Source organism: Chitinophaga filiformis, assembly GCF_021646545.1.
In the GTDB taxonomy this organism is placed as follows: Bacteria; Bacteroidota; Bacteroidia; order Chitinophagales; family Chitinophagaceae; genus Chitinophaga; species Chitinophaga filiformis_A.
This window is the reverse complement of the sequence record NZ_JAKIRP010000001.1, coordinates 1,395,408-1,418,462: the sequence shown is the minus strand read 5'-3', so window position 1 is coordinate 1,418,462 and position 23,055 is coordinate 1,395,408. Positions and strand designations below refer to the sequence as shown.

Here is a 23,055-nt window from a genome sequence, read left to right as displayed (position 1 = left end):
GCTATCTGCGGCTGCTGACAGCAGCTTTGTCAATGCGGGTAGGTGTATCCTTACCATCTACAATAGAGGTGGCGCTGGTTGCTATAGCCTCTATAATGCTGGTGATATTGTCAAAGTCCATGCTTTCTATCTCATCGTCCACACTGTGGTACAGGGTATCCTTATCGATCTGTGTTGTGGAGATCGTATGCGCCGGTACGCCCAGTCTTGCCAGGGTAGCATTGTCAGAACGATAAAAAAGCTGCTGCTCCGGATAAGGATCAGGGTGGAAACGGAACACGGAAGATTCCAGATTGCGGCTCAGTATCTGGCCAAAGTCAGAACGTTCAAAACCGGTGATAAAGGCACTGTTCTTACCGAATTTCGACTCCTTGCCGATCATTTCTATGTTGAACATCGCCACGATCTTTTCAGGGTCCAGCTGGCGGGAAAAATACCGGGAGCCATAACCACCGATCTCTTCTCCCGTAAATGCCACGAACAGAATACTGCGTACCGGTGGATGTTTCTTGAAATATTTCGCCAGCATCAATACTGCGGTTACCCCGCTCGCATCGTCGTCAGCCCCATTGGCAATACTATCCCCCTTTACGGGCGCCAGGATCCCGATATGATCATAATGGCCGGAGAAGATCACATATTCATCCGGTTTACCACTCCCGGTGATCATGCCAGCTACATTACAAAGCGGCAGGCGGGCAACTTCCTGTTCGACATGCACTGACCATTTACCCGCATCATCAGATGCCTGTTGCTTTAACACAAATACAACGGTGACGGTGCTATCCTGTTTGCTGGCGCCATGTTGCTGTAGCCCATTGGCGTACTGCTTAAACTTTTCTGCATGTGCGCTATCCACCCATACAAGGGTCTGCTGTGGCGCGCGTTTCAGATCCCGTACCTTATTCTCGAAATTATCGCCCGCCGTGATATGGGCTATTTCCACCTTCGTGTCCTGTGTCCAGCTGATGTTACTTTCAACACCAGTTACAAAGACTCTTCCTCCCTGGGCGGGCTGACCGTTCAGTACGAGTTCCTGTCGTACCGGTTTAGTGTCGTACTGAAAGAACGATTGTCTGAAGTCGTTGTCTCCAGCCAGCGGCTGCAGGCCTGCAGCTGCGAATTCCTTTTCCAGGAATGCAGCGGCCTTTTCCGCTCCCGGTTTGAAGGTTTCACGCCCCTGCATATCATCGGCAGCGAGTGTGGATAATATACGTTTGACTTCTGACTTTTTGATCTGCTGCCCCTGGGTCATAAGGGTGATGAGGCATAGGGCAGGTAGTAGTGTATAATACTTTCTCATATTGCTATCCGGGTTAAATTTTGCGGCGCTGTATAAATATACCACACAATGTAATACCGGCGTCTTGCAACAGCTATATTTTTGGTAACTTTCGCCCCGATATGTCTAATCCGCTAAGACCAGAAGAAAACCGCCAGAGCGCGGCAGAAAAGGAGTTTGAGAATAGCATCCGGCCCCGGGAGATCATGGATTTCTCCGGGCAGGACCAGATCATTGAGAACCTGAAAATATTTATCAAGGCAGCCAAATTGAGAGGGGAAGCGTTGGATCATATTCTGTTCCATGGTCCTCCCGGGTTAGGGAAAACAACCCTTTCCCGCATTGTGGCCAATGAAATGGGGGTGAACATCAAGGAGACTTCCGGACCGGTAATAGAAAAACCCGGCGACCTGGCAGGCCTGCTCACCAACCTGGAAGATAAGGACGTGCTGTTCATCGATGAGATCCACCGACTTAGTACGGTGGTTGAAGAGTACCTGTACTCAGCCATGGAAGATTACCGTATCGACATTATGATCGATACCGGTCCCAGTGCGCGCTCCATACAGATCACACTGCATCCTTTTACGCTGATAGGCGCCACCACCCGCTCCGGATTACTGACTGCGCCCTTGCTCTCCCGTTTCGGTATCAAGTCGAGGCTGGAATATTATAGTGCCGCTACCCTGCAAAAGATCATCTGGCGGGCGGCGGGATTATTACAGACGAAGATCACCTCAGAAGCGGCAATGGAAATAGCGCGGCGCTCCAGGGGGACCCCGCGTATTGCCAATGGCTTGCTCAGGCGTGTACGCGATTTTGCACAGGTGATAGGCAATGGCACTATCGATCTCGAAATAGCACAATTCAGTCTGAAAGCACTGAACGTGGATGAATATGGACTGGATGAAATGGACAACCGTATTCTCCAGGTGATCATTGAGAATTTCAAAGGCGGCCCTGTAGGTATCACTACCATTGCCACCGCTGTAGGGGAAGAAGCCGGCACACTGGAAGAGGTGTATGAGCCGTTCCTGATACAGGAAGGCTTTATCAAACGAACGCCCCGTGGCAGGGAGGTTACTGAAAAAGCCTATGTACATCTGGGTAAAGCACCCAGGGGCGGCAGCAGCAGCGGCATGTTATTCTGATCGTACTATATTAAAAAAATAAAAGGGAGCGAAAGCTCCCTTACTTGTTTCCTCCATATAACACTCTATATCCATGTTGGAATGACGTCCGGCACTGTAGTAATCCTTCCGTAATCCTTGATTGTGCTTTTGTTCGTATGCACCGGAACGTTATCCCTCCTCCAACAGAGTAAATTAAGTGTAGGCTTTAAACAGTTATTACATCACATAGAATTTATGTTCTGCGTTGACAGTTTCCGGCAAATGATGATCGTTCAGCATCTGTTTCAGATCGCGCTCAATATTCCTTGATATGGCCGTCATCGGTGTATCAGTAGGCTTATTATCGAATGGATCCTGCAGGTGGATCGCCATTTTCTCTATCAACAGGAAAGAAGCGGCTATCGCTACTACCATAGGCACTTCCACCAATCCGAAATACTCTATCAGGGCAAACGGCAACAGCAGAATGAAAAAGTTCAGGGCGAAATGGATGTAAAGGCTGTAAGTGGCCGGGAAGACCGTATTCTTGATACGCTCACACTTACCCATTCCATCACACAAGCGGCTCAGGGTCTGGTCCAGCTGTATTTGCTGGTATTCATTGATCCATCCCTGTTTCAAAGCATAGTTCAGGTCACGCGCATGCAATTCCAGCAATGCCATGGGAATATTAGTATACCTGCATACATGCGAAATCTCCCTCTTAGGGATATGCCTGTCAAGCCCTTCGCGTCCGTCCAGCCCACGCAGGGACTGACTGAGGGCATAACACCAGGCTATCTGTCTGCGTACCATACGTTCCCTGAAATGCCCTATTTCTTCTCCGTCGTAAGAACTATCTATGAATGAAAGCACTTGCCTGGAAAACGTACGCGAATCATTTACAATGGCCCCCCATACTGTTCTTGCCTCCCACCAGCGGTCATATGCCTGATTGGAACGGAAAGCAAGTAACAGGGAAATAACCGTCCCCATAATCATTGGCACAGACAGCGGAATGGCCATGTGCTTCAGATTGAATTTGTCGTGCAGTAATACTATCACCAAAGTATATACCGCTACGAGCAGAATCTCATACTTTATTTTCCCGAAAACATATTTAAACGGGATATTCTTCTTCAGTAACATCTTGTAACGGTTTTACGGTTTTTATACTTCAAACAACTCTGACATGGCAGACACCAGGTATTTCTCTTTCCTTGGCGTCAGCTGTATATGATGTACAGGATATTTGCTTTTTCTGATCAATTCAGCAGGGTTATAGCTGTTGGCGCCTGCTTTACGGAATTCATCTTTGGCAGCACATGCTATCACATCTATGTTATGATACAACAGGAAGTTCCTGAACAGCCCCTTACCATTACCAACCAGGAATTCGGTTTTCAGTGAGTGAATAACAGAGGCGTACTTATTTTTGATTATCTCGCAGGCATCTTTATAATCGGCAGTAATGAGATCGTAATGAGATGACCTTCTGGATAACATCATCAGGTCCATGATCGAGCCTGGCATTTCTACTGCGTGCATCAGGACAATGTTAAGTGGTTCACCACCAAAGCGCTCAACCACACCGTGCACTACGCGAAGAGACCGGATAGAAAAATCTGTAGGAATCAATACATGCTTCATGGGTAATTCTTTTAACACAAAACTACCTGCACGGGGTTAGTAACAGGTAAGTTCCGGATAAAAGGGACTTAAAAAAGAGGTAAAAATGTCGTAAGAAAACACTATTAGTGTAAGAATGAGGTCAAAAACGGGTAAGAAACCGGTAAGAAACAAATATTATCACGAACGCATATATGTTGGTAATACAATCCTGATCTCTGTTCCCTGGTTCTCTTTACTATTAACAATGATATTGCCACCATGCAGACGGATAATATTACGCGCCAGCGGCAGACCGATACCATACCCCTTATATCCACCGGTATTGGAAGCACGGTAAAACGGATCGTAAATAAAAGGCATATCCTGAGCCGGAATACCTATACCGTTGTCTTTGATAATAATGATATTGTTCTTGTCGGTAGCTGCCAATGCTACAGACGCAGGGCGGTTGTCGGAGTATTTACAGGCATTCTGTACGATATTGCTCAATGCCAGTTGCAGCAATTGTGCATTGCCTAATATGATAAGTTTATCTTCTTCTTCCGGCAGCATAGTATAGTCGATCGCTACCTTGTTTTCAGGGTTGATACGGTCTATTGTTTCTTTTACCGTAAAGATCAGTTCATCTGTACGTATTTTTTCCAGCTGCTGTTTCTTCCCATCAAATCCTGTCTGGGCAAGACTTAATAAACTTTTGGTAATGTGTTCCAGCCTTTCCGCTTCTTTCAGTATTACGGATAGTGATTGCCGGTACTGTTCGTCATTACGTTGCTTATTGAGGGCAAGTTCGGCCTCGCCGATAATAGCTGTCAGCGGCGTGCCCAGCTCATGAGAGGCATTACTCACGAAGTTATTCTGTGTTTCGAAAGCCGTCTCCAGGCGGTCCAGCATATTATTGAAGGTCTGGGCCAGTTCTGTCATTTCATCTTTACTGTTAGGTGTATCCAGCCGCAGGTGCAGGTTGTGGGCCCTGATGTCTTTTACGCGGGAAGTGATCCGACGGACAGGCTGCAGGATATAACGGGAGAAGAAAAGCCCTGCGGTTACTACCACTACGGCGGCAATGGCCATGCAGATGATGAGTGTCCTTCTTAATTCGGTCATAAACTGCTGACCAAATACATTGCTGGCTGAAACGATCACGATATATTTACCGGCTTCGTTTTCGAACAGCACCCCCTGGTAAAAGGAATCCCTGTAGCGGTAAGTGGCCTTCCCTTCTGCCTTTACTCTATCATAAAAAGCCTGGCGCAGCGGCTTCAGCCCTGGTTCCGGAGCAGGACTGCCGGTGGTATCTATTCTTATGAAAAATTCCTTTTCGTGGGGCAGACGTTCCAGGTGCTCGTTTCTGATCTCCGCATAAGCAGCACTGTTGTCTTTATCCTGTGTCAGCCTGGCCCTGGCCGCAATGTATGCCCGGATCTCCAGCCGCTTATAGAAGTCGTCGAAAGACTGACGGCTGACGAGAAAGTAAGCGAAAGCCGCCATCATCAATATAATAGAGACGGTGAGAGCTGTGAATAAACCTAATATTTTATTACGTATAGTCATTCTTCTTCCTTCAGCATATATCCCATTCCCACAACAGTCTGGATCAGGGCGGGTTGCTCTTTACGGTTTACTTTCTTTCGCAGATAATTCACATAAACGTCCACCACTTTGGTATTCATATTAAAATCAACACCCCATACATTCTCCAGTATTTCCATCCTGGAAAGCACACGGCGGGGGTTTCTCATCATATATTCCAGTAGTCTGTATTCAGTAGCGGTAAGCACAATATTTTCGCCATACCGGCTGGCGCTTTTGGTATTCAGATCCAGTTCAAGATCGGCTACTTTCAGCACATTATTATTATGATTGTTGTTAGTTGTAGTACTGGTGGCATTGTCAGGATTGCGACGCAACAGGGAGCGTATGCGCGCCAATAACTCAGCCTGTTTGAAAGGCTTAACAAGATAATCGTCCGCACCGCTGTCCAGGCCAGCCACCACATTTTCAGTAGAGCCCAGGGCAGTAAGCATCAGGATGGGTGTGGCGTCGTGCTGTTTACGCAGGGCCTTACAAACGGCTATTCCGTTCATACCAGGCAGCATTACATCCAGGATGATGAGCTGGAAGCTGTTTTCAGTGGCCATCTGCAGACCAGACTGGCCATCCAGCGCCACACTTACGTCGTACCCCGCTTCTGTAAGATAACGGCGTATGAACGATACTACTGACGGTTCATCTTCAATAAGTAAAAGTTTCATACATCTCTGATATAATTTCCCACAAACAGAAAGCTCCAGGCGGAGGCTGAAACGGTCAGGTCTCTTCGCCGGGAGCTCTCCCCAATAACTAACTTTAATATGATCAGTCCTTTACTACCAGGCGGAAGCCGTTTCCATGGATATTGACAATCTCGATGTCAGGATCTTCCTTCAGGTATTTACGGAGTTTGGCGATGTAAACGTCCATACTGCGTCCATTGAAATAAGTGTCACTACCCCAGATCTTCTTCAGGGCCAGTTCTCTCGGTAGCAGGTCATTCTTATGCTCGCACAGCATACGCAGCAATTCGTTCTCTTTAGGAGACAGCGTATGGGAATCTCCATCTCTCGTCAGGGTACGCAGACGGGCATTGAATGCATAGCGCCCGATCCTGAATTCATGCTGTTCTTCTTCTTTACTGTTGAGCTCCTGGTTTCGCTTGAGGATCGCCTTTATTTTCAGCAGCAACAGCTCACTGTCAAAGGGTTTGGCAATGTAATCGTCCGCTCCCAGCTTATAGCCATGGATCACATCTTCCTTCATTGTTTTAGCTGAGAGAAAGAACAGCGGGATGTCCGGATCCACGTCACGGATTTCCTCTGCCAGCTTAAAACCATCCATATTGGGCATCATGATGTCCAGCAGGCAGATGTCAAATTTCTCGCGCCTGAAGGCCGCCAATGCAAGGATACCGTCACGGCACAGCTCTACATCGTAGTCATTCAGTTCAAGATAATTCTTCAATACCATTCCCAGGTTGGTATCGTCTTCCGCCAGCAATATTTTTGGTTTACGTTCTTCCATATTCAACAAAGTATTAATGTGCAAACAAATATAGGTATTATTACAGTGTGCCAATGCCAGGCCCTTGCATACAGAAAGTTAAAATTAGGTAAAAAGGGGGTTGAAGGTATTTGTTCCGGGGCTATTTACTGATCAGGGAAGTAAAGTTGTAACGCAGGTTCTTATAAGCCACCATATCGACCTTGATACTACCAACAGAAATAGGACTGTCCACTCGCAGGGGCACTTTATTAGCGTCATCACTTACCCACACAGTCATTTTTTCGCCACCTTCGAACATGGTACCCTGGATGAGCAAAGGTGCGAACTTTATAGCACGGAACTTGCCAAACTTGGTTTCTACCGTCTCTTTACCTATATAACGGATATAGATATTGTAGATCTTATCATCCAGATACATGTCAAAGGGGATCTTGTCTCCGGGCTTGTATTTATCGAAATTGATATTCCTTGCATAATAGATAGCACTGATCACGTCCTGTATACAGGCGGGAGTTTTAATAGTAGCTTTGTCACTGATAGCCGTATTATGAATATGATCGAAGGTAACGTTGGCGTATATCTTATAGCCGCCTTCATCTACGTTCCTGATGAAGCGTTGGGGTAACAGCGTAGCAGTATCAATATAACTTTCGTACTTGTCCCTTACTTTGAAGAACCAGTCATAGGTACGGAATGTTTTACCATCACCCGTTACATGGTAGACGTCTTTTCCGTTTAGCTTTTCCAGCTGGCAGGTAAACACCGCTTCGCCGGCGCCGATGAAGAGCTTACCGAGGTTATAATAAACTTTGAACGTGATACTTTCTCCGGCTTTGAAGCTGGTATTGGTAATTCCGCAGAATTCGTTCTGTGCAATTGCGGGGCGGATAGCGGCCAGACTAATGATAATCAGTAGAAGACACCTCATTGATGAAAGCTATTTTTCCTTAAAAATCTTTATTCCCAGCAACAACACACTTCCCAGGATGGCTGGCAAAACCAGGTTGATAAACCAGATGCATACAGTGGCTGCGATAATTCCGGGACCATTGGTACTCAGTAATCCCATAAAGTACAGGCTGACCTTTCCTCTGAGTCCAAGTTCCGCAATAGCGATAGTAGGTACCAGGGCCATTACAAGATAAACAACAGCATTCATCAAAAAACCTTGCCACCAAATCATCTCCACGCCCAATGTGTCAAGCAAAATCAAATACTGTGCCGAGAAGACAATGTATCTGATGGCGGAAAGCAGTAGTAGATGTTCCAGGTCGCCGGCTGAGTAACGAACAATGATCTGGACAAATATCCGGGCTTTTCTCAACAATGGGATCTTTTCAAATATCGCCAGGATGATTTGTAACCGAAAATATAACAATATGACCAAGGCGCAAATAACTATTAACAATCCTAACAGGATTTTCTCCCAGAAATGGGGGGCAAAATAGCCGTTCCCCTTTACCAGTGGGAATTTATTGATGTAGTAGCACAGGCCAGTTAACCCAAAGATAATAGTGACGATAAGCTGGCTAAAGCTGCCTACCATGGTAGCGGCGATGGCTTTCAGTTTACTTCTGTTATTCCTGAGGTATAACACTCTCCCCCCATACTCACCAATACGGTTAGGGGTATTAATGGAAAAAGACACCCCTGAAAGCACGGCACTGAATGCCCGCGGAAAAGATATATGTTGTAACGGCTTGACCAGCAATTGCCATTTGCGGGCTTCCAGTCCCCAGTTCAGGAACATACCTGCCACTACCAGCAGCAGGCCCATAGCCCCTCTGGTCTCCAGGGTGTTCAGCATTTGCCACAAAGATGCCTTTAGATTGGGGCGATGCAGCAATTGTGTATAGATAGAATAGGCTAACCAGGTAAAAAGCACTGCTCCCAGCAGGTAATTGAGAATTATTTTGGTATTTTTGTTCAGACATCAAGATTTTGGCAAAAATAAACTGTGGTTGGCAAACAAGTCAAAAATAATTCTGGGCATTGACCCCGGTACACTTGTGATGGGTTACGGACTGATACTCGTGGAAGGATCTAAAGCCAGTCTGCTGGAAATGGATGTGCTGAAGCTGTCCCGTCATAAAGACCACTACGAAAGGCTACAACTGATACACGCCCGTGTAAATGAACTGATACGTGTGCACAAACCGGTTTCCTGCGCAATTGAGGCTCCCTTCTTTGGTAAGAATGTGCAAAGTATGTTAAAGCTGGGCCGTGCTCAAGGCGTCGCTATTGCCACTGCAATGCAGGCAGGAGTGCCCGTTACTGAGTACTCCCCCAAAAAAGTTAAGCAGTCTATTACCGGTAATGGTAATGCGGATAAAGAGCAGATTTGGCAGATGTTACAAAGAATACTACATTTCAAAGAGCGACCTGAATTTCTGGATGCTTCCGATGCTCTCGCCGTTGCGGTGTGTCATTTCTTCCAGGAGTCCAGTGTTTTACCGGATACACGCAAAGCCAAAGGCTGGGAACAGTTCCTGCAACAGAACCCCGAAAGAATAGCACAATAATCATTGATATGACAGATAATTCCAGGTTTAAGGCTGACGTTCTTCCAGAAGTTGCTAAATTGTATTTACTTTGAATTAAAATCTTCATAAACGCTCCCAGACGGTAATTGGGGCTTTACACCATGAATTATGGTATTTATAATCAGCATCACAAGCTATGAAAGCAAGAATCCTATTGGTGGAAGATGATCAAAATGTTGGTGCGGTAACAAAGAAACGATTAGAAGAAGCGGGCTACGATGTGGTACATAGCACAGACGGACAAATGGCCTGGGAACAGTTCCAGTCGCGGACCTTTGACATATGTTTACTGGATGTTGTTATGCCAAAAAAAGATGGTTTTACACTGGCAGAGCAGATCCGTAGAAAAAATGACTTCATCCCCATACTCTTTCTAACCTCGAAAGCGCTGGATGAGGATAAGATCAAAGGTTTCAAAACCGGCGCTGACGACTATATTACCAAGCCTTTTAGTATGCAGGAACTCCTGCTGCGCATTGAAGTATTCCTGAAAAGGAGTAAAACTGCCAACAGCGCAGCGGAAAAGCGTACTCAGTACAGTATAGGCAAATTAACCTTTGACTATAATGACCTCATACTCCGTGAAAAGAACGGAGAAGTTTCCAGCACTCTTACCCAAAAAGAAGCAGACCTTCTGAAATATCTCTGCGATAATGCAAATAAGACACTGAAAAGGGAGGAAATATTATTTCACGTGTGGGGCAAAGATGACTACTTCCTCGGCCGCAGTATGGACGTATTCATTACTAAGCTCAGAAAACATTTCCGGTCAGACCCCTCTATAAAACTGGAAACCCTCCATGGAGTAGGGTTCCGCTTCAACGTCCCAGGTCAGCTGTAATCTGCTGCTGTATTGCCTTGAATTCCTCTTCCGACAACTTTAGCTTTGGACGTGAAAAGTTCATGTCGTCAGCCGTATTGATAGGTATCAGATGCATATGTGCATGTGGTACCTCTAAGCCGACAACGCTTACACCTACACGATTGCAGGGGAAATGACGCTCTAAGGACTCTGCAATAGGCTTTGCAAACAATAACCACTCTCCCAGCAGATCATCCGTCACATCAAAAAACTTATCTATCTCTACTTTGGGGACGATAAGGGTATGGCCTTTTACCAGCGGGAAAATATCCAGGAAGGCGTAAAAACTCTCGTTCTCTGCTATTTTATAACTGGGGATCTCACCTTTGATGATCTTTGTAAAAACAGTCATGGTCCTTATTTTTAATGGACATAAAGGTATAAAAAAAAGCCCGCCCCTGTTGAACAAAGGCGGGCTTTTCATTACGATGATCTGTTCTTTTATACTGTAATATTCTCAATCTTAAACTTCAAACTACCATTCGGGGCCTGCACATCTGCAATCTCGCCCACAGTCTTGCCCAGCAAGCCTTTCCCAATGGGAGAGGTTACAGAGATCTTGTTCTGTTTCAGATCAGCTTCCTTTTCGGAAACAAGCTGATAAGTAAATGTTTTCTTATTAGCCATATTTGTAATAGTTACCTTACATAATATGGATACTTTAGAGGTATCAATGGAATCAGCTTCCACTACTCTTGCGGTCGCAATCGCACTTTCCAGCGAGGCAAGTCTTGCTTCGTGCATTCCCTGCGCCTCCTTGGCTGCATCATACTCAGCATTTTCTTTGAGGTCACCTTTTTCCCGCGCTTCTGCAATAGCTCTGGCAATCTCCGCCCGACCTTTGGTCTTGAGGTAGTTGAGCTCTTCCCGCATCTGGTCCAGGGTCTCTTTGGTAACGTAGTTTATACCAGACATAACGTTATGTTTTAGAATAAAGAAAAAAAATCAACGCCCCCGTTTGCACAGAAGCGTTGTAAAATTGGTATACCGCAAATATAATATTTTTTAGATCACCTTGTTTAAATACCCGCAACAAATATTGTCATATTTACGGTATTTATAATAGAAGAGGCTGAAATCTAAAACGTTCCTTAAATCACATGTAATTTCTCCAGTACAATTCTCGCCATCTTTACACTGGCTTCATGGGAATAACCTGCAATATGCGGGGTAATGATCACATTAGGCATATGTAACAGCTTTTCGAACCGTTCTCTTTCCACCGGGCTGTAAGTAGATAATTTTTCGTTCTCAAGCACATCCAGACAAGCTCCTCTAATTGTTCCTGCTTCAAGTGCGCTGACAATATCATCTGTGTTCACAATCTTTCCCCTGGCGGCGTTAATGAACCATACCGGTTTCTTAAAAGACTGAAGGAAAGCCGTATTCACCAGGTGATGCGTTTCTGCAGTGAGCGGTAGATGTACGCTTACCACATCCGCTTTTTCAAACAGCTGATCCATCGTTGCTTCCTGCACATAATTATCACTGAAACCTGTCCTGTATTTATCATATGCCAGGATATCCACGTCAAAGCCCCTTAATTTGCGCGCAAAAGCGCCACCGGTATTACCATACCCGATGATACCTACCGTCCTTCCATTCAGCTCAAAACCACGGTTACCGTCCCGTTCCCATACGCCCTGCCTGAGTTCCAGATTACTTTTCTGGATATTATTCATCAGGCTCAGTAACATTCCCAATGCCTGCTCTCCTACTGCATCACAATTTCCCTCCGGGCTGCTGGCGCAATGAATGCCTTTGCTCTCTGCATAAGGCACATCAATAAGCTCCATACCACTGCCCAATCTGCCGATCCACTGCAGCTGACCGGCGCGGTCTATCAGCCCTTTATCTACCTTTATCCTGGTGGTTACGATCATTCCCATAAATTCAGGGATCGCCGCCACTACCTCATCGTAGGTAACCGAAGGCCGGTAGCTTACTTCATATCCTTTTTCTTCCAGTTTGCTGATTAAATAGTCGTGCACCTTTGCGGTGATCAATACTTTCCTGCTCATATCATCTTGTGGGATAATGCTGCAAAATCTGCTATGCTCAGCTCTTCTGCCCTTTTATTAAAAATACTGTCCTGAAGAAATTCCTTATCAAATAAAGGCTTTAACGGATTGCGCAGCTGCTTGCGACGCTGACCGAAAGCTGTTTTCACCAGTACAAAGAACTTACGGTCACTGGCAATATCATACGGCTGCTCCAGTCTGTGCAGCCTGATCACCGCCGACTTTACCTTAGGAGGTGGATTGAAACAGTTTTCATGCACCTCAAACAGGTATTCCACCTTATAGTATGCCTGGATCAATACACTCAATATCCCATACTCCTTTCCCTTCGTAGCCGCAATACGCTGCGCTACTTCTTTCTGGAACATGCCCACCACCACAGGCACCTGCTGCTTCCATTCAAGGATGCGGAACATGATCTGGGAGGAAATATTGTAAGGGAAATTACCGATTACTGTAAACTGGCCTTCATAAGGTACCGGTGTATCCAGGATGCTTTCATGTATGATCTTTCCCTGTATGGCAGGATATGTCTTTTCCAGGTACTGCACCTTTTCGGCATCCAGCTCTACTGCCTTAAAGTGCACATCAGGTATTTCCAGCAGATATTTAGTAATGGCGCCCGCTCCGGGGCCTACTTCCACGATCTGCTGACCAGGCATTACAGGTAAGGAGTCCACAATTTTCCTGCAGATGTTTTCATCTTTCAGGAAATGCTGCCCCAGCGATTTTTTGAGTGTATACATGATTAGCCCGCAAAATTAAGGAAAACTTAGCGCAATGCTGCAAGATACCGGGGGGCTGCCTGTACAGCTTCCCGGCTATTATTCTTATATTTGCCCATTATTCTCAAATACACATGAGTAGCAACACCCACACAAATAAACCGGTAATCGGCATTACTGTCGGCGATATCAACAGCATCGGCGCAGAGATCATCATCAAAACCTTTGCAGACAACAGAATGCTGGAGTTTTGCACCCCGGTGATATTTGCTTCCAATAAAACCATCAACTTCTACAGAAAGCTGATGAATGAAAACAACTTCAATTACCAGAGCCTCAAAGACTTCACCCGTCTGAACCACAAACAGGTGAACGTCTTCAACTGCTGGGAGGAAGAAGTACAGATCACCCCTGGCATTCTCAATGAAGTAGGCGGAAAATATGCAGCCCGCTCACTGGCAGCTGCTATTGAGTGCCTGAAAGAAGGCAACATCCAGGGCCTGATCACCGCTCCTATCCATAAAAAGAACATCCAGAGCGAACAATTTAATTACACCGGCCATACCCCTTACCTGCGCGACGCCTTTGAAGCAAAAGATGTGCTCATGTTCATGACCGCTGAAAACATGCGGGTAGGTCTGCTCACTGAACACGTGCCGGTGGCAGAGATCTCCAGATACGTAACAAAGGAAAATATACTGGCTAAACTGCAGATGATGAAGGAAAGCCTGATCAGGGATTTCGGGATTGACAAACCCCGTATCGCCGTGCTGGGCCTGAACCCGCACGCCGGAGATGACGGCCTGATAGGACAGGAAGAGATCAAAGAGATCATTCCTGCTATCCAGCAGGCGAAAAACACAGGTATTCTCGCCTTCGGCCCTTATAGCGCCGACGCCTTTTTTGCACGTGACATGCACAGCCAGTTCGACGGCGTACTGGCAATGTACCACGATCAGGGACTGATCCCGTTCAAATCACTGGCTACCGGCAGCGGTATCAATTATACAGCCGGCCTGCCTATCGTACGTACATCCCCCGACCACGGTACTGCGTTTGACATCGCCGGTAAAAACCTGGCAGATGCCAACTCTTTCCGCCAGGCTATCTTTACCTGTCTGGACATCCTGGAAAAAAGAGAAACATATGCTGAAAATACCCGCAATCCACTGAAGAAAATAGAGCTGGCCTCTGAATAGTCAGTTAAAATCATATGATAAAGAAAAGGGAGCGCCGGTATGAAACAGCGCTCCCTTTTTCTTTACAATCAGATTTAGATATGAAAGGAGATAATCTCCAGTAAGCCCTTCCTTTCCCCGCGATAGATCTTATTCTGTCCGTTAAGCACATATTCTGCAGCCTGCATGTCATATATATCCAGCTGGTCAGCCTCCAGTAACGTTAACAGGTTCTGTATCTTTTTGCGGCTGAATTGCTGTAAACGACTGCCTATATAACTCTCCATGGTATCCAGCATTTCTTCCGCCTTTGAGGTCGAATTCACCGGCAGTCCTTCCGCATGCACCATATAATCCATGACCACAGCATTCGCTTTCGTTCTTGAACAGAAATTTCGCATGATGCTCAGGAACTGTTCCTCAGAAATATAATGTATGATGCCCTCAAATATAATGAGCGCAGGCTGTTGCGGATCATACCCGGCGTCGATCAATGTACTCATCAGCTGATGAGTATTGTTAATGTCAGCCTGCAACGTGTGCAATCTTTCATCATGGAAAGAAATAGCAGCATATATTTCCTGCTTCTCCCGCATATTAGCGCTATCCACTTCATAAATACTGGCAAGCTGCTGTTCAGGAAAATATTCTGTCAGCTGCAAGGCAAGCGGGTCCAGCCCGGCCGCCAGAATACACACCTGCTGACGGGGATGTTGGATCATCAGTTGTTTGATCAGATACCTGATCATTCTTTTTCTTAGTAATAATGCTTCGCGGAATAAGGGAGTAATACGGCTTAATTCATCGGCCAGATTTTTTACCTGACTAAAATCAATATGGGCAAGATAATCTCTTCCCAGTCCTTCTTCATACAAACTTTTGACATAGGTCAGTACCAGTGCAGAAGTGGACGCGACGCTCAGCTTGTTCACACCACCAGTTTTCATGGAATTTACTTTTCAAGGTTAACAGATGACGGGGTTAATTTGTTAACACGTCTGATTAAAGGTAATCCGAATAACTGATATCGTATTGCAGGGTGGACTGAACTAAAAGAGAAAGCCAGGAATTAACGGGAAGATAATCCACGTCAATCCCTGGCTCATGATGCCTGATTTCCGGTCTGTTATTTTATCTGCGCTAATAATCCTTTGGTATACGCTTCTCCCCAATGAGGAGCAATGCTGCTGGCTGGCTTGAACGTGCTGAACTTCTGCAGCGCAATCTCAAATTTCTTCTTTGCTTCAGTCTTGCTGCCTCCGAACTGTTCCGGTGTATAGAACAGCGCTTGTCCCTGCAGCATGTACACTCTCGGATTTTCCTGGTTGAGCTGATTGGCCTGCGCTAATAATTCGGCTGATTCCATGCCATACTTCATACCTCTGCCAGGTGGATCTACGCGGATACGTGCACTGGCAATGAGTGATTTGATACAATTGATCTCATCATTTTTCGGACTAACGGCTTCCGCCTGCTCAATATTTACCGCTGCCTTATCTGCCAGGTCGTCTACTTTATCATTATCCCTTTGCATGAATGCACTCATCACATAACAATAACTGGCATAATAAAAAGGCAGCCACTGTGTTTTTTCTGCTGCACCGATACGTTCAAAGGTGTTGCCAATCTCGAGTAGTCTGTCGGGGTTAAAGTTCGTGGAGTCATCCAGCGCAGTAACATTCTTAGTCATAACGCTCTCATATTGAGCACTCTGGGCCATAGACGCCGATGCAAGGCCTACGAACAGACAAATGGAAAACAAAATACGCTTCATTGTAAAAGTGTTTAAGTGTTAATTGTGGTTTTATAATAACGGTTCTAGAATGGGCTATAAATTATTGATGACATCCTGCCTTCTGTCGATTCCGAAGTTCATGAACATCCCGAGGTAAATGAACCGCGGAATATTGGGCACGATCTCCTGTCTGCGCAATTTATCTGATGAATAACGGTAGCCATATACCTGCCTGAAATTCGGCGCATTGGATACTGATAATACAAATATGGTAAATGCCTTACGGATGGAAGTCAGGTAGCTGGCGCTTAATCCGATAGAATTATAGGTCATCGTTTTCTCAGACATGAACTTACTTTCCGGCAGATTTGGATTATAATACGGCCTTCCTGATGAGAAGGTGTATGTGATACCTAAGTTGGTGGAGATAGCAGGAATATTATACTTATACACCACGCTGAAGGTATGCTTTGCAGCGAAATCAGGTTGCACTTCGGAAGGATAGTTCAGGTAATTACGCTTTGTGTCCAGATAGGAATAAGATATCCAGTAATCTGCGTTTCTGATCGTTTTACGATCGCGCCAGAACAACTCAATACCCTTTGCGTAGCCTGTTCCGGTTGTGGTAGTATCAGGGCTGGTTTTAACCAGGTCATGATATTTCTTGTAGAAGGCTTCTACTCGTAATGTATAGTTTTTGGCTACCCATTGGTAAGTAGCAATGTAATGTGTGGCCTTCATATATCCCAGATCCGGTTTAAAACGGAGGTATTGCTGTTCCGGTTTCTGATAAAAATCGCCGTAAGCAAAAGACACCTGGCTCAGGCCAGTTAGCTTATATGCCAGTGACACGCGCGGTGCTACATTGGCCTTATCTATTCTGGAAGAGTATTCCACGCGGCTTCCAAAACGGCCTACCAGCCTCGGAGTAACATAAATATCACCTTCCACAAACCCTGCTGCATAGTTATCTACATAGTTTGCCGGCCAGCTGTTAAAGGCAGATTTTTCCACGCCATACTGGTACTCGCCACCAAAACGCAGCAGGGAGTACTGTCCAAGTCCTTTGGTCAGCATCGCTTTCACCTGCGCCAGTTCTGACTGATTCTTTATTTTGGCCGGCTCACTCTTATTCAGCGTGTCCAGATCTATCTTATCAACATTCACGCTGTAAGACAGGCCGGCGTTAAATTTCCAGTCATTACCCAGACTTTCCTTATATGTCAGGTTGGTGTAAATATTATGGTTCTTCAGTTCAAACTGCTCTTCATAACCAGGCAGCTCCAGACTTGGACGGATAGTTCCCATATGCGTCTTATTCGCATATCCATAGAATTTCAGCATACCGGTTTTTGAAGTCTTCCTCCGGAAATTGGCAGAAGCACCCATTATCACAGGTTTGGCGCTGAACCTGAATTTGGGTTTCAGCACGTCCAGGTAAGGCCCCAGGTTAGTATAGTCGGCTTCAATGCCGTACGAGCCCTTTTTATCTTTGGATAATTCTTCCAGTCCACCGCTTACTCCAATCACAGAGGCGCCCAGTGAATAAGAAGAACGTTGGGGCAGATCGGTCGATTCGAGGATCAGCGCAGAAGACAGTCCTTGTCCATATTGGGCAGAATAACCACCGCTGCTGAAGGTAGTACCCTTAAACAGGAAGGGGGAGAAACGGCCACGGCCGGGTTGATCGGGAAGACCGGAATAAAAAGGATTCCGCACCATCATGCCATCTATGTAGGTCTGCGTTTCGTAACCGGTTCCCCCACGTACGAACAGCCCTTCCCTGTCATTGGTTTGCTGCGTTCCCGGTAAGGTTTTCAGCGCGTTGACAATATCTGCGCCCGCACCTGCCGTGGTTACAATATCCAGTGGCTTCAGTACGGTGGTCTTTCCCTCGTCACTGGCTTCGAAACTGCCAGCGGTGATAGTTACCACTTTCAGATCATTGATATTATTACGCATGATCACATTCACCTCTAAGGCTCCGCTTATGAACACCTTTTGTTCCTGGGTGGAATACCCCAGCAGGGTAGCAGTAATATACTGAACGCCTTTCGCATCAGTGGTAAAGGAGAAGCTGCCATCGGCGGCAGTGGTAGCACCATCGTAGCTGTCTTTTATAGCAACGTTTACCCCTTGTAAAGGGCGCTTTTTGCTATCAGTAACTTTACCGGTAATGCGCTGCTGTGCCATCATGCACACCGGTAAGAATAATGTAACCAGAATCAGGTTAAGTTGTTTCATGGGGGATTTGATATTTAACAAAACAAAACTACTCGTACCCTCGTCCCTTTTCAATCCATAAAAGGTAAAGACAGGGAAGATTGTCGGTAAAAACAGGGGATTTGTCGGCAGGAATTGACGTAAAGATAAGGAATAAAAAAAGCTCACCGGCGAAACCGGTGAGCTAGATAAAAAGATGTATGCTGATTAAGCGAATCTTGGTTTCAGTTCGTTTACCAGTGTTACCATACGTTTCAGGCCGTCTTCAGGCAGGTTACCCTTCTTGAATTCGCCCAGTACTTCTGGCAGGCGCACTTCCATTTCATGCAGGAAAGCCTCTTCGAATGCTTTTACATTCTTTACAGGCACTTCACGGAGCAAACCGTTGGTACCCAGGTAGATCATTGCGACCTGTTTTTCCACAGAGTATGGAGCAAACTGGGCCTGTTTCAGGATTTCCACGTTACGGGCACCTTTATCCAGTACCACTTTGGTAGCAGCATCCAGGTCACCACCGAATTTGGAGAACGCTTCCATCTCACGGTATTGTGCCTGGTCCAGTTTCAGCGTACCCGCTACTTTCTTCATGGATTTGATCTGAGCGTTACCACCTACGCGGCTTACAGAGATACCCACGTTGATAGCAGGACGGATACCAGCGTTAAACAGGTTGGATTCCAGGAAGATCTGACCATCGGTAATGGAGATCACGTTGGTTGGGATGTACGCAGATACGTCACCGGCCTGTGTTTCGATGATAGGCAATGCTGTCAGGGAACCACCACCTTTTACCAGGTGTCTGATAGACTCAGGCAGGTCGTTCATCTGTTTAGCAATTTCATCCTTGCTGATCACTTTCGCAGCACGTTCCAGTAAGCGGGAGTGCAGGTAGAATACGTCACCAGGATAAGCCTCACGGCCAGGAGGACGACGCAGCAGCAGGGATACTTCACGGTAAGCAACGGCCTGTTTGGACAGATCATCATAAATGATCAGGGCAGGACGACCGGTGTCGCGGAAGAATTCACCGATAGCAGCACCAGCGAATGGAGCGTAGAACTGCAGCGGAGCAGGATCAGAAGCAGAAGCCGCAACGATGGTAGTATAAGCCATAGCGCCAGCTTCCTGCAGGGTTTTCATTACACCTGCAATAGTAGATGCTTTCTGGCCTACTGCTACGTAGATACAATAAACTGGTTTACCAGCGTCGAAGAATTCTTTCTGGTTGATAATGGTGTCGATACAGATAGCGGTCTTACCGGTCTGACGGTCACCGATCACCAGCTCACGCTGACCACGGCCGATAGGGATCATGGCATCGATAGCCTTGATACCGGTCTGCAGTGGTTCTTTTACTGGTTCACGGAACAGAACACCCGGAGCTTTACGTTCCAGTGGCATTTCATACAGTTCGCCAGTGATAGGGCCTTTACCGTCGATGGCAGCTCCCAAAGTATTTACAACACGGCCAACCATGCCTTCACCAACTTTGATGGAAGCGATCTGGCCGGTACGGCGTACTTTAAAACCTTCTTTGATCTCTCCTGATTCACCCATCAATACCACACCCACGTTATCTTCTTCCAGGTTCAGTGCGATGGCCTTAACACCATTTTCAAACTCTACCAGTTCTCCATAACCAACGTTGTTCAATCCATATATACGAGCGATACCGTCTCCCACCTGCAATACAGTACCTACCTCTTCCAGGTCGGCAGCAGCATTGAAGTTGCTTAGTTGCTGGCGTAATATCGCCGAAATTTCATCAGGTTTTATCTCCACCATAATGTATGCTTTTTATAAAAGGTCGTTAAAATGATTAAATATAACGACAACAGCTTTGCGTGTACGCAGCGGCTGCTGTGAATTGTCTTATTTGAGTGCAGGTACGTAGATGTTCTCTGCAAACTGTTTTCTGATATCATTCAGATCGCGCAGTACGGAAGCATCAAACAGCTTGTTATCAGTTTCCAGTACAAAACCACCGATCAGGTCAGCATTTACAGCTGCTTCCAGCTTAACCTGCTTATCTGTGCCGGCCTGTACTTTGTTCTTGATCAGATCCAGTACTGCTGCATCCAGTGGAACAGCGGTCGTGATCTTCACTTTGCTGATGTTCTTCAATACATCATACTGCCTACTGAATTCCTGTGCAATTTCCGGCAGGTTGCCTTCCCTTCCCTTTGCTACCAGCAGCTTCACGAAAGCAGCGGTGATAGCGTTTGTACGGCCTTCAAAGATGGCAGCGAGGATCTGCTGTTTCTTGTCAGGCTTAACAATTGGGCTTCTCAGCAGCGCAACAACGTCTGGATTGGTTTTAGACAGTTGCTGCATGAACAGCATGTCGGCATTTACCGCTTCCAGCTGCCCTTTTTCAGAGGACAGATCTACCAGAGATTTTGCATACCGGGATGCTAAACGGGGATTCTGCATATTTATATATCTTTTGGCTTTTCAAGGGGAAAGCTACAGAGGAAAGACAATCCTGTCATCTATCTCCTGTAGCTTCCGGCTTGCCAGCCTATCTCTTTAGTTTAATTTGATTTCTCCAGCCAGTTCTTTGATGTAACCTTCCTGAGCTGTCTTGTCAGACAGTTCTTTACGTAACACCTTTTCTGCCACCTCTATCACCAGTTTACCCACCTGGTTCTTAACATCTGTCAGAGCAGCCATTTTCTGGTTGTCTATAGCAGTATAAGCTTCGCTGATGATCTTTTTAGCTTCCAGCTGCGCCTGTGCTTTCGCTTCACTGAGGATCTGATCTTTAGCATCTTTTGCTTCCTTCAGAATCTTGCTTCTCTCAGCTTTTGCTTCTGCCAGTACGTGCTCATGTTCAGCTTTCATCTGCGCCATTTCTTCCTTCACCCTTTCTGCAGATGCAATGGCATCAGCAATAGAGGTTTCCCTTTCTTTCAACGTGGACAGAATTGGTTTCCACGCAAATTTCTTCAGGATGAGGAATACAATAATGAATATGAGTAATGAAATGAAAAACAAGCCTAACGCGGGCTGCAACAGATCCATGATTATGAAAATTTATTTGGTTCGCAAGTTGTTTGATAAGCAATCCGGATACACATCCTTTGTAAAACATTACTGCATCCTTTGCCCTGTGCGCCGGATGCAGTAAAAAGTTTAGCCTTACAGCACTACTGCCAACAGACCAGCGATAACGCCGAACAGGGCAACACCCTCTACCAGCGCCGCAGCCAGGATCATGTTTGCACGGATGTCGTTTGCAGCTTCTGGCTGACGAGCGATGGATTCCAGCGCGCTTTTACCGATGTTACCTACACCGATACCAGCTGCGATAGCAGCGATACCAGCACCAATAGCACCACCAGCCTTAGCCAGACCTGCTGAAGCAGCAGCAGCTGCAGCAGCTTCAGGAGCAGCCTGCAATAAAACAGTTAAAATTGCCATAATGAATGTGTATTTATATTTGATTACTAATTTGTCCTATACTAATTAATGGTGCCCGTGACCAGCATCATGATGATCATGATGTGGCTGTTCCATACCCTGTCCGATGAACACAGCAGTCAGATTGGCAAAGATGAACGCCTGGATAAATGCTACCAGCAGTTCCAGCATCATCATCACGATGTTGAACAGCACAGTGATCGGTAAGAAACCATATCCCGCCGCTTTGTTCAGAGAACCGAAGATAAACACCAGGGAAATAATACTCAGGATAATGATGTGACCAGCCAGGATATTGGCGAAAAGTCGTATCATCAGGGAAACAGGCTTGGTGAAGATACCAATGATCTCAACAGGGACCAGGATTGGTTTCACCCATCCCGGAACTGGTGGGTTCAGGATATGTCCCCAGAAATGTTTGTTTGCACTGACCATCGTAGCTATAAAGCTGATCAGGGCCAGGGCGAAAGTCACCGCAATGTTACCGGTAACGTTAGCTGAACCTGGCAACAGTCCTAACAGGTTATTGATCAATATAAAGAAGAAAATAGTCAGAATGAATGGCGTATAACGCTCAGCGCTCAAACCAGGGATGTTTGGTTTTACCACCTCGTCACGGATGAAGATGATCACCGGCTCCAGGAGGCTCTGCATACCTTTCGGCGCTTTCTTGGCACCTCTGGTAGTATAGGCTTTTGCTACGCTGATCATCAGCCAGATCAGCAGAATAGCCGCCAGGATCATAGAAGTGATGTTCTTGGTGATGGACAGATCGTAGATCTCTGCACCGGTAGGATTATCATTCGCGTCTACCGCAATGATCCGCTCGTCAGGATATTTAGCCTCTTCCAGGCCTTTTTCCTCACGATAATGCTTGTTTACCAGGCGATAACCTTCATGAGGCTCATGACCATGATGAAAAGCGGAAGACGAAAAGGCGGAAATTCCTTTATCCTGGCTGTAAATGATAACAGGCAGAGGAAGAGTAACATGCGTTTCTCCCAGGCTGAACAGATGCCAGTCATGGGCGTCCTTTACGTGACCAAGAAGCACTTCCTTGGCGTCAAAACCCTTCTTCTCCTCTTCATGAGATTCCGAAGTATTCGCAAACGTACTAAAACCGCTTATGCTAAGTGCAACAATAAGGGCTACCAGTCTATATTTGGACAGATTGTAGGAAATCACCGCTTTCTGAAATTTTGCGCAAAGATAGCAGTTTTATTATCAAAAAGGTAAGCGACTACAAAAAATATGTACAACTAAAGAGGGACCGTAAAATA

At 46.1% G+C, this 23,055-nt stretch carries 24 protein-coding genes; 4 read left to right on the top strand and 20 right to left on the bottom strand.

The window, feature by feature from the left end:
* Position 1: 1 nt before the first annotated feature.
* Positions 2 to 1,303: a M20/M25/M40 family metallo-hydrolase gene (locus L3C95_RS05905; protein WP_236385862.1), complete on the bottom strand. Its 1,302-nt coding sequence runs from the start codon at positions 1,301 to 1,303 to the stop codon at positions 2 to 4.
* Between the two features lie 101 nt (positions 1,304 to 1,404).
* Here L3C95_RS05905 and ruvB point away from each other — a divergent pair, with 101 nt between their 5' ends.
* Positions 1,405 to 2,433: a Holliday junction branch migration DNA helicase RuvB gene (gene ruvB / locus L3C95_RS05900; RefSeq protein WP_236385861.1), complete on the top strand. Its 1,029-nt coding sequence runs from the start codon at positions 1,405 to 1,407 to the stop codon at positions 2,431 to 2,433.
* Positions 2,434 to 2,631: 198 nt separating this feature from the next.
* Here ruvB and L3C95_RS05895 read toward each other — a convergent pair whose 3' ends face one another.
* The 7 genes from L3C95_RS05895 to L3C95_RS05865 form a co-directional block, all read right to left on the bottom strand.
* Positions 2,632 to 3,543: a bestrophin family protein gene (locus L3C95_RS05895; protein ID WP_236385860.1), complete on the bottom strand. Its 912-nt coding sequence runs from the start codon at positions 3,541 to 3,543 to the stop codon at positions 2,632 to 2,634.
* Between the two features lie 21 nt (positions 3,544 to 3,564).
* Positions 3,565 to 4,044 carry a hypothetical protein gene (locus L3C95_RS05890; protein ID WP_236385859.1) on the bottom strand — a complete coding sequence of 160 codons (480 nt, stop codon included), beginning with the start codon at positions 4,042 to 4,044 and terminating at the stop codon, positions 3,565 to 3,567.
* A gap of 159 nt (positions 4,045 to 4,203) precedes the next feature.
* Entirely contained in the window at positions 4,204 to 5,577 is a 1,374-nt protein-coding gene (locus L3C95_RS05885) for a sensor histidine kinase (RefSeq protein WP_236385857.1), read from the bottom strand.
* On the bottom strand, positions 5,574 to 6,278 hold the full coding sequence (locus L3C95_RS05880; RefSeq protein ID WP_236385855.1) for a response regulator transcription factor: 705 nt from the start codon (positions 6,276 to 6,278) through the stop codon (positions 5,574 to 5,576). Before L3C95_RS05880 ends, L3C95_RS05885 begins: the two co-directional genes overlap by 4 nt.
* 103 nt (positions 6,279 to 6,381) lie before the next feature.
* On the bottom strand, positions 6,382 to 7,083 hold the full coding sequence (locus L3C95_RS05875; RefSeq protein WP_199654853.1) for a response regulator transcription factor: 702 nt from the start codon (positions 7,081 to 7,083) through the stop codon (positions 6,382 to 6,384).
* A 121-nt stretch (positions 7,084 to 7,204) separates the two neighbouring features.
* Positions 7,205 to 7,993: a DUF3108 domain-containing protein gene (locus tag L3C95_RS05870; RefSeq protein ID WP_236385854.1), complete on the bottom strand. Its 789-nt coding sequence runs from the start codon at positions 7,991 to 7,993 to the stop codon at positions 7,205 to 7,207.
* Between the two features lie 9 nt (positions 7,994 to 8,002).
* Positions 8,003 to 8,950, bottom strand: coding sequence for a lysylphosphatidylglycerol synthase domain-containing protein (locus L3C95_RS05865; RefSeq protein ID WP_236385853.1), 948 nt, complete (start codon positions 8,948 to 8,950; stop codon positions 8,003 to 8,005).
* A gap of 76 nt (positions 8,951 to 9,026) precedes the next feature.
* Here L3C95_RS05865 and ruvC point away from each other — a divergent pair, with 76 nt between their 5' ends.
* Both ruvC and L3C95_RS05855 read left to right on the top strand, forming a co-directional pair.
* Positions 9,027 to 9,587, top strand: coding sequence for a crossover junction endodeoxyribonuclease RuvC (ruvC, locus tag L3C95_RS05860; RefSeq protein WP_236385852.1), 561 nt, complete (start codon positions 9,027 to 9,029; stop codon positions 9,585 to 9,587).
* A gap of 157 nt (positions 9,588 to 9,744) precedes the next feature.
* Positions 9,745 to 10,449 carry a response regulator transcription factor gene (locus L3C95_RS05855; RefSeq protein WP_236385851.1) on the top strand — a complete coding sequence of 235 codons (705 nt, stop codon included), beginning with the start codon at positions 9,745 to 9,747 and terminating at the stop codon, positions 10,447 to 10,449.
* Here L3C95_RS05855 and L3C95_RS05850 read toward each other — a convergent pair.
* From L3C95_RS05850 to rsmA, 4 genes are all read right to left on the bottom strand, one after another.
* A complete protein-coding gene (locus L3C95_RS05850; RefSeq protein ID WP_149698406.1) occupies positions 10,427 to 10,822 on the bottom strand; it encodes an HIT family protein in 396 nt (131 codons plus the stop codon). The two genes, L3C95_RS05855 and L3C95_RS05850, sit on opposite strands and share 23 nt — an antisense overlap.
* Positions 10,823 to 10,911: 89 nt before the next feature.
* A complete protein-coding gene (gene greA / locus L3C95_RS05845) occupies positions 10,912 to 11,385 on the bottom strand; it encodes a transcription elongation factor GreA (protein WP_236385850.1) in 474 nt (157 codons plus the stop codon).
* Positions 11,386 to 11,561: 176 nt separating this feature from the next.
* Positions 11,562 to 12,491, bottom strand: coding sequence for an NAD(P)-dependent oxidoreductase (locus tag L3C95_RS05840; RefSeq protein WP_236385849.1), 930 nt, complete (start codon positions 12,489 to 12,491; stop codon positions 11,562 to 11,564).
* Positions 12,488 to 13,237, bottom strand: a complete 750-nt coding sequence (gene rsmA / locus L3C95_RS05835) for a 16S rRNA (adenine(1518)-N(6)/adenine(1519)-N(6))-dimethyltransferase RsmA (RefSeq protein WP_236385848.1) — start codon at positions 13,235 to 13,237, stop codon at positions 12,488 to 12,490. Before rsmA ends, L3C95_RS05840 begins: the two co-directional genes overlap by 4 nt.
* A 113-nt stretch (positions 13,238 to 13,350) precedes the next feature.
* On the opposite strand from rsmA, the gene pdxA reads away from it, so the two are divergent.
* Positions 13,351 to 14,415, top strand: a complete 1,065-nt coding sequence (gene pdxA / locus L3C95_RS05830; RefSeq protein ID WP_236385847.1) for a 4-hydroxythreonine-4-phosphate dehydrogenase PdxA — start codon at positions 13,351 to 13,353, stop codon at positions 14,413 to 14,415.
* Between the two features lie 74 nt (positions 14,416 to 14,489).
* On the opposite strand, the gene L3C95_RS05825 is transcribed toward pdxA, so the two are convergent.
* From L3C95_RS05825 to atpB, 8 genes are all read right to left on the bottom strand, one after another.
* Positions 14,490 to 15,341, bottom strand: a complete 852-nt coding sequence (locus L3C95_RS05825; protein ID WP_236385846.1) for a class I SAM-dependent methyltransferase — start codon at positions 15,339 to 15,341, stop codon at positions 14,490 to 14,492.
* A gap of 179 nt (positions 15,342 to 15,520) precedes the next feature.
* Positions 15,521 to 16,168, bottom strand: coding sequence for a hypothetical protein (locus tag L3C95_RS05820; protein WP_236385845.1), 648 nt, complete (start codon positions 16,166 to 16,168; stop codon positions 15,521 to 15,523).
* A gap of 54 nt (positions 16,169 to 16,222) precedes the next feature.
* Positions 16,223 to 18,373: a carboxypeptidase-like regulatory domain-containing protein gene (locus L3C95_RS05815; protein WP_236385844.1), complete on the bottom strand. Its 2,151-nt coding sequence runs from the start codon at positions 18,371 to 18,373 to the stop codon at positions 16,223 to 16,225.
* Positions 18,374 to 18,559: 186 nt separating this feature from the next.
* Positions 18,560 to 20,137, bottom strand: a complete 1,578-nt coding sequence (gene atpA, locus L3C95_RS05810; RefSeq protein ID WP_247813050.1) for a F0F1 ATP synthase subunit alpha — start codon at positions 20,135 to 20,137, stop codon at positions 18,560 to 18,562.
* Between the two features lie 87 nt (positions 20,138 to 20,224).
* Positions 20,225 to 20,785: an ATP synthase F1 subunit delta gene (gene atpH / locus L3C95_RS05805; RefSeq protein ID WP_236385843.1), complete on the bottom strand. Its 561-nt coding sequence runs from the start codon at positions 20,783 to 20,785 to the stop codon at positions 20,225 to 20,227.
* 96 nt (positions 20,786 to 20,881) lie between these two features.
* Positions 20,882 to 21,376 carry a F0F1 ATP synthase subunit B gene (gene atpF, locus L3C95_RS05800; RefSeq protein ID WP_236385842.1) on the bottom strand — a complete coding sequence of 165 codons (495 nt, stop codon included), beginning with the start codon at positions 21,374 to 21,376 and terminating at the stop codon, positions 20,882 to 20,884.
* A gap of 117 nt (positions 21,377 to 21,493) precedes the next feature.
* Positions 21,494 to 21,775 carry an ATP synthase F0 subunit C gene (atpE, locus tag L3C95_RS05795; RefSeq protein ID WP_012788904.1) on the bottom strand — a complete coding sequence of 94 codons (282 nt, stop codon included), beginning with the start codon at positions 21,773 to 21,775 and terminating at the stop codon, positions 21,494 to 21,496.
* A gap of 45 nt (positions 21,776 to 21,820) precedes the next feature.
* Complete coding sequence (atpB, locus tag L3C95_RS05790) at positions 21,821 to 22,960, bottom strand: F0F1 ATP synthase subunit A (RefSeq protein ID WP_236385841.1); 1,140 nt, start codon at positions 22,958 to 22,960, stop codon at positions 21,821 to 21,823.
* Positions 22,961 to 23,055: the final 95 nt, after the last annotated feature.

Coding starts and splice junctions, on each gene's coding strand:
- L3C95_RS05905 (WP_236385862.1), bottom strand. CDS start 1,303: ATGAGAAAGTATTATACACTACTACCTGCCCTATGCCTCATCACCCTT.
- L3C95_RS05885 (WP_236385857.1), bottom strand. CDS start 5,577: ATGACTATACGTAATAAAATATTAGGTTTATTCACAGCTCTCACCGTC.
- L3C95_RS05870 (WP_236385854.1), bottom strand. CDS start 7,993: ATGAGGTGTCTTCTACTGATTATCATTAGTCTGGCCGCTATCCGCCCC.
- L3C95_RS05840 (WP_236385849.1), bottom strand. CDS start 12,491: ATGAGCAGGAAAGTATTGATCACCGCAAAGGTGCACGACTATTTAATC.
- L3C95_RS05825 (WP_236385846.1), bottom strand. CDS start 15,341: ATGAAAACTGGTGGTGTGAACAAGCTGAGCGTCGCGTCCACTTCTGCA.
- atpF (WP_236385842.1), bottom strand. CDS start 21,376: ATGGATCTGTTGCAGCCCGCGTTAGGCTTGTTTTTCATTTCATTACTC.
- L3C95_RS05820 (WP_236385845.1), bottom strand. CDS start 16,168: ATGAAGCGTATTTTGTTTTCCATTTGTCTGTTCGTAGGCCTTGCATCG.
- atpH (WP_236385843.1), bottom strand. CDS start 20,785: ATGCAGAATCCCCGTTTAGCATCCCGGTATGCAAAATCTCTGGTAGAT.
- ruvB (WP_236385861.1), top strand. CDS start 1,405: ATGTCTAATCCGCTAAGACCAGAAGAAAACCGCCAGAGCGCGGCAGAA.
- L3C95_RS05855 (WP_236385851.1), top strand. CDS start 9,745: ATGAAAGCAAGAATCCTATTGGTGGAAGATGATCAAAATGTTGGTGCG.
- L3C95_RS05875 (WP_199654853.1), bottom strand. CDS start 7,083: ATGGAAGAACGTAAACCAAAAATATTGCTGGCGGAAGACGATACCAAC.
- L3C95_RS05880 (WP_236385855.1), bottom strand. CDS start 6,278: ATGAAACTTTTACTTATTGAAGATGAACCGTCAGTAGTATCGTTCATA.
- L3C95_RS05815 (WP_236385844.1), bottom strand. CDS start 18,373: ATGAAACAACTTAACCTGATTCTGGTTACATTATTCTTACCGGTGTGC.
- greA (WP_236385850.1), bottom strand. CDS start 11,385: ATGTCTGGTATAAACTACGTTACCAAAGAGACCCTGGACCAGATGCGG.
- L3C95_RS05850 (WP_149698406.1), bottom strand. CDS start 10,822: ATGACTGTTTTTACAAAGATCATCAAAGGTGAGATCCCCAGTTATAAA.
- L3C95_RS05890 (WP_236385859.1), bottom strand. CDS start 4,044: ATGAAGCATGTATTGATTCCTACAGATTTTTCTATCCGGTCTCTTCGC.
- L3C95_RS05895 (WP_236385860.1), bottom strand. CDS start 3,543: ATGTTACTGAAGAAGAATATCCCGTTTAAATATGTTTTCGGGAAAATA.
- pdxA (WP_236385847.1), top strand. CDS start 13,351: ATGAGTAGCAACACCCACACAAATAAACCGGTAATCGGCATTACTGTC.
- rsmA (WP_236385848.1), bottom strand. CDS start 13,237: ATGTATACACTCAAAAAATCGCTGGGGCAGCATTTCCTGAAAGATGAA.
- atpE (WP_012788904.1), bottom strand. CDS start 21,775: ATGGCAATTTTAACTGTTTTATTGCAGGCTGCTCCTGAAGCTGCTGCA.
- atpA (WP_247813050.1), bottom strand. CDS start 20,137: ATGGTGGAGATAAAACCTGATGAAATTTCGGCGATATTACGCCAGCAA.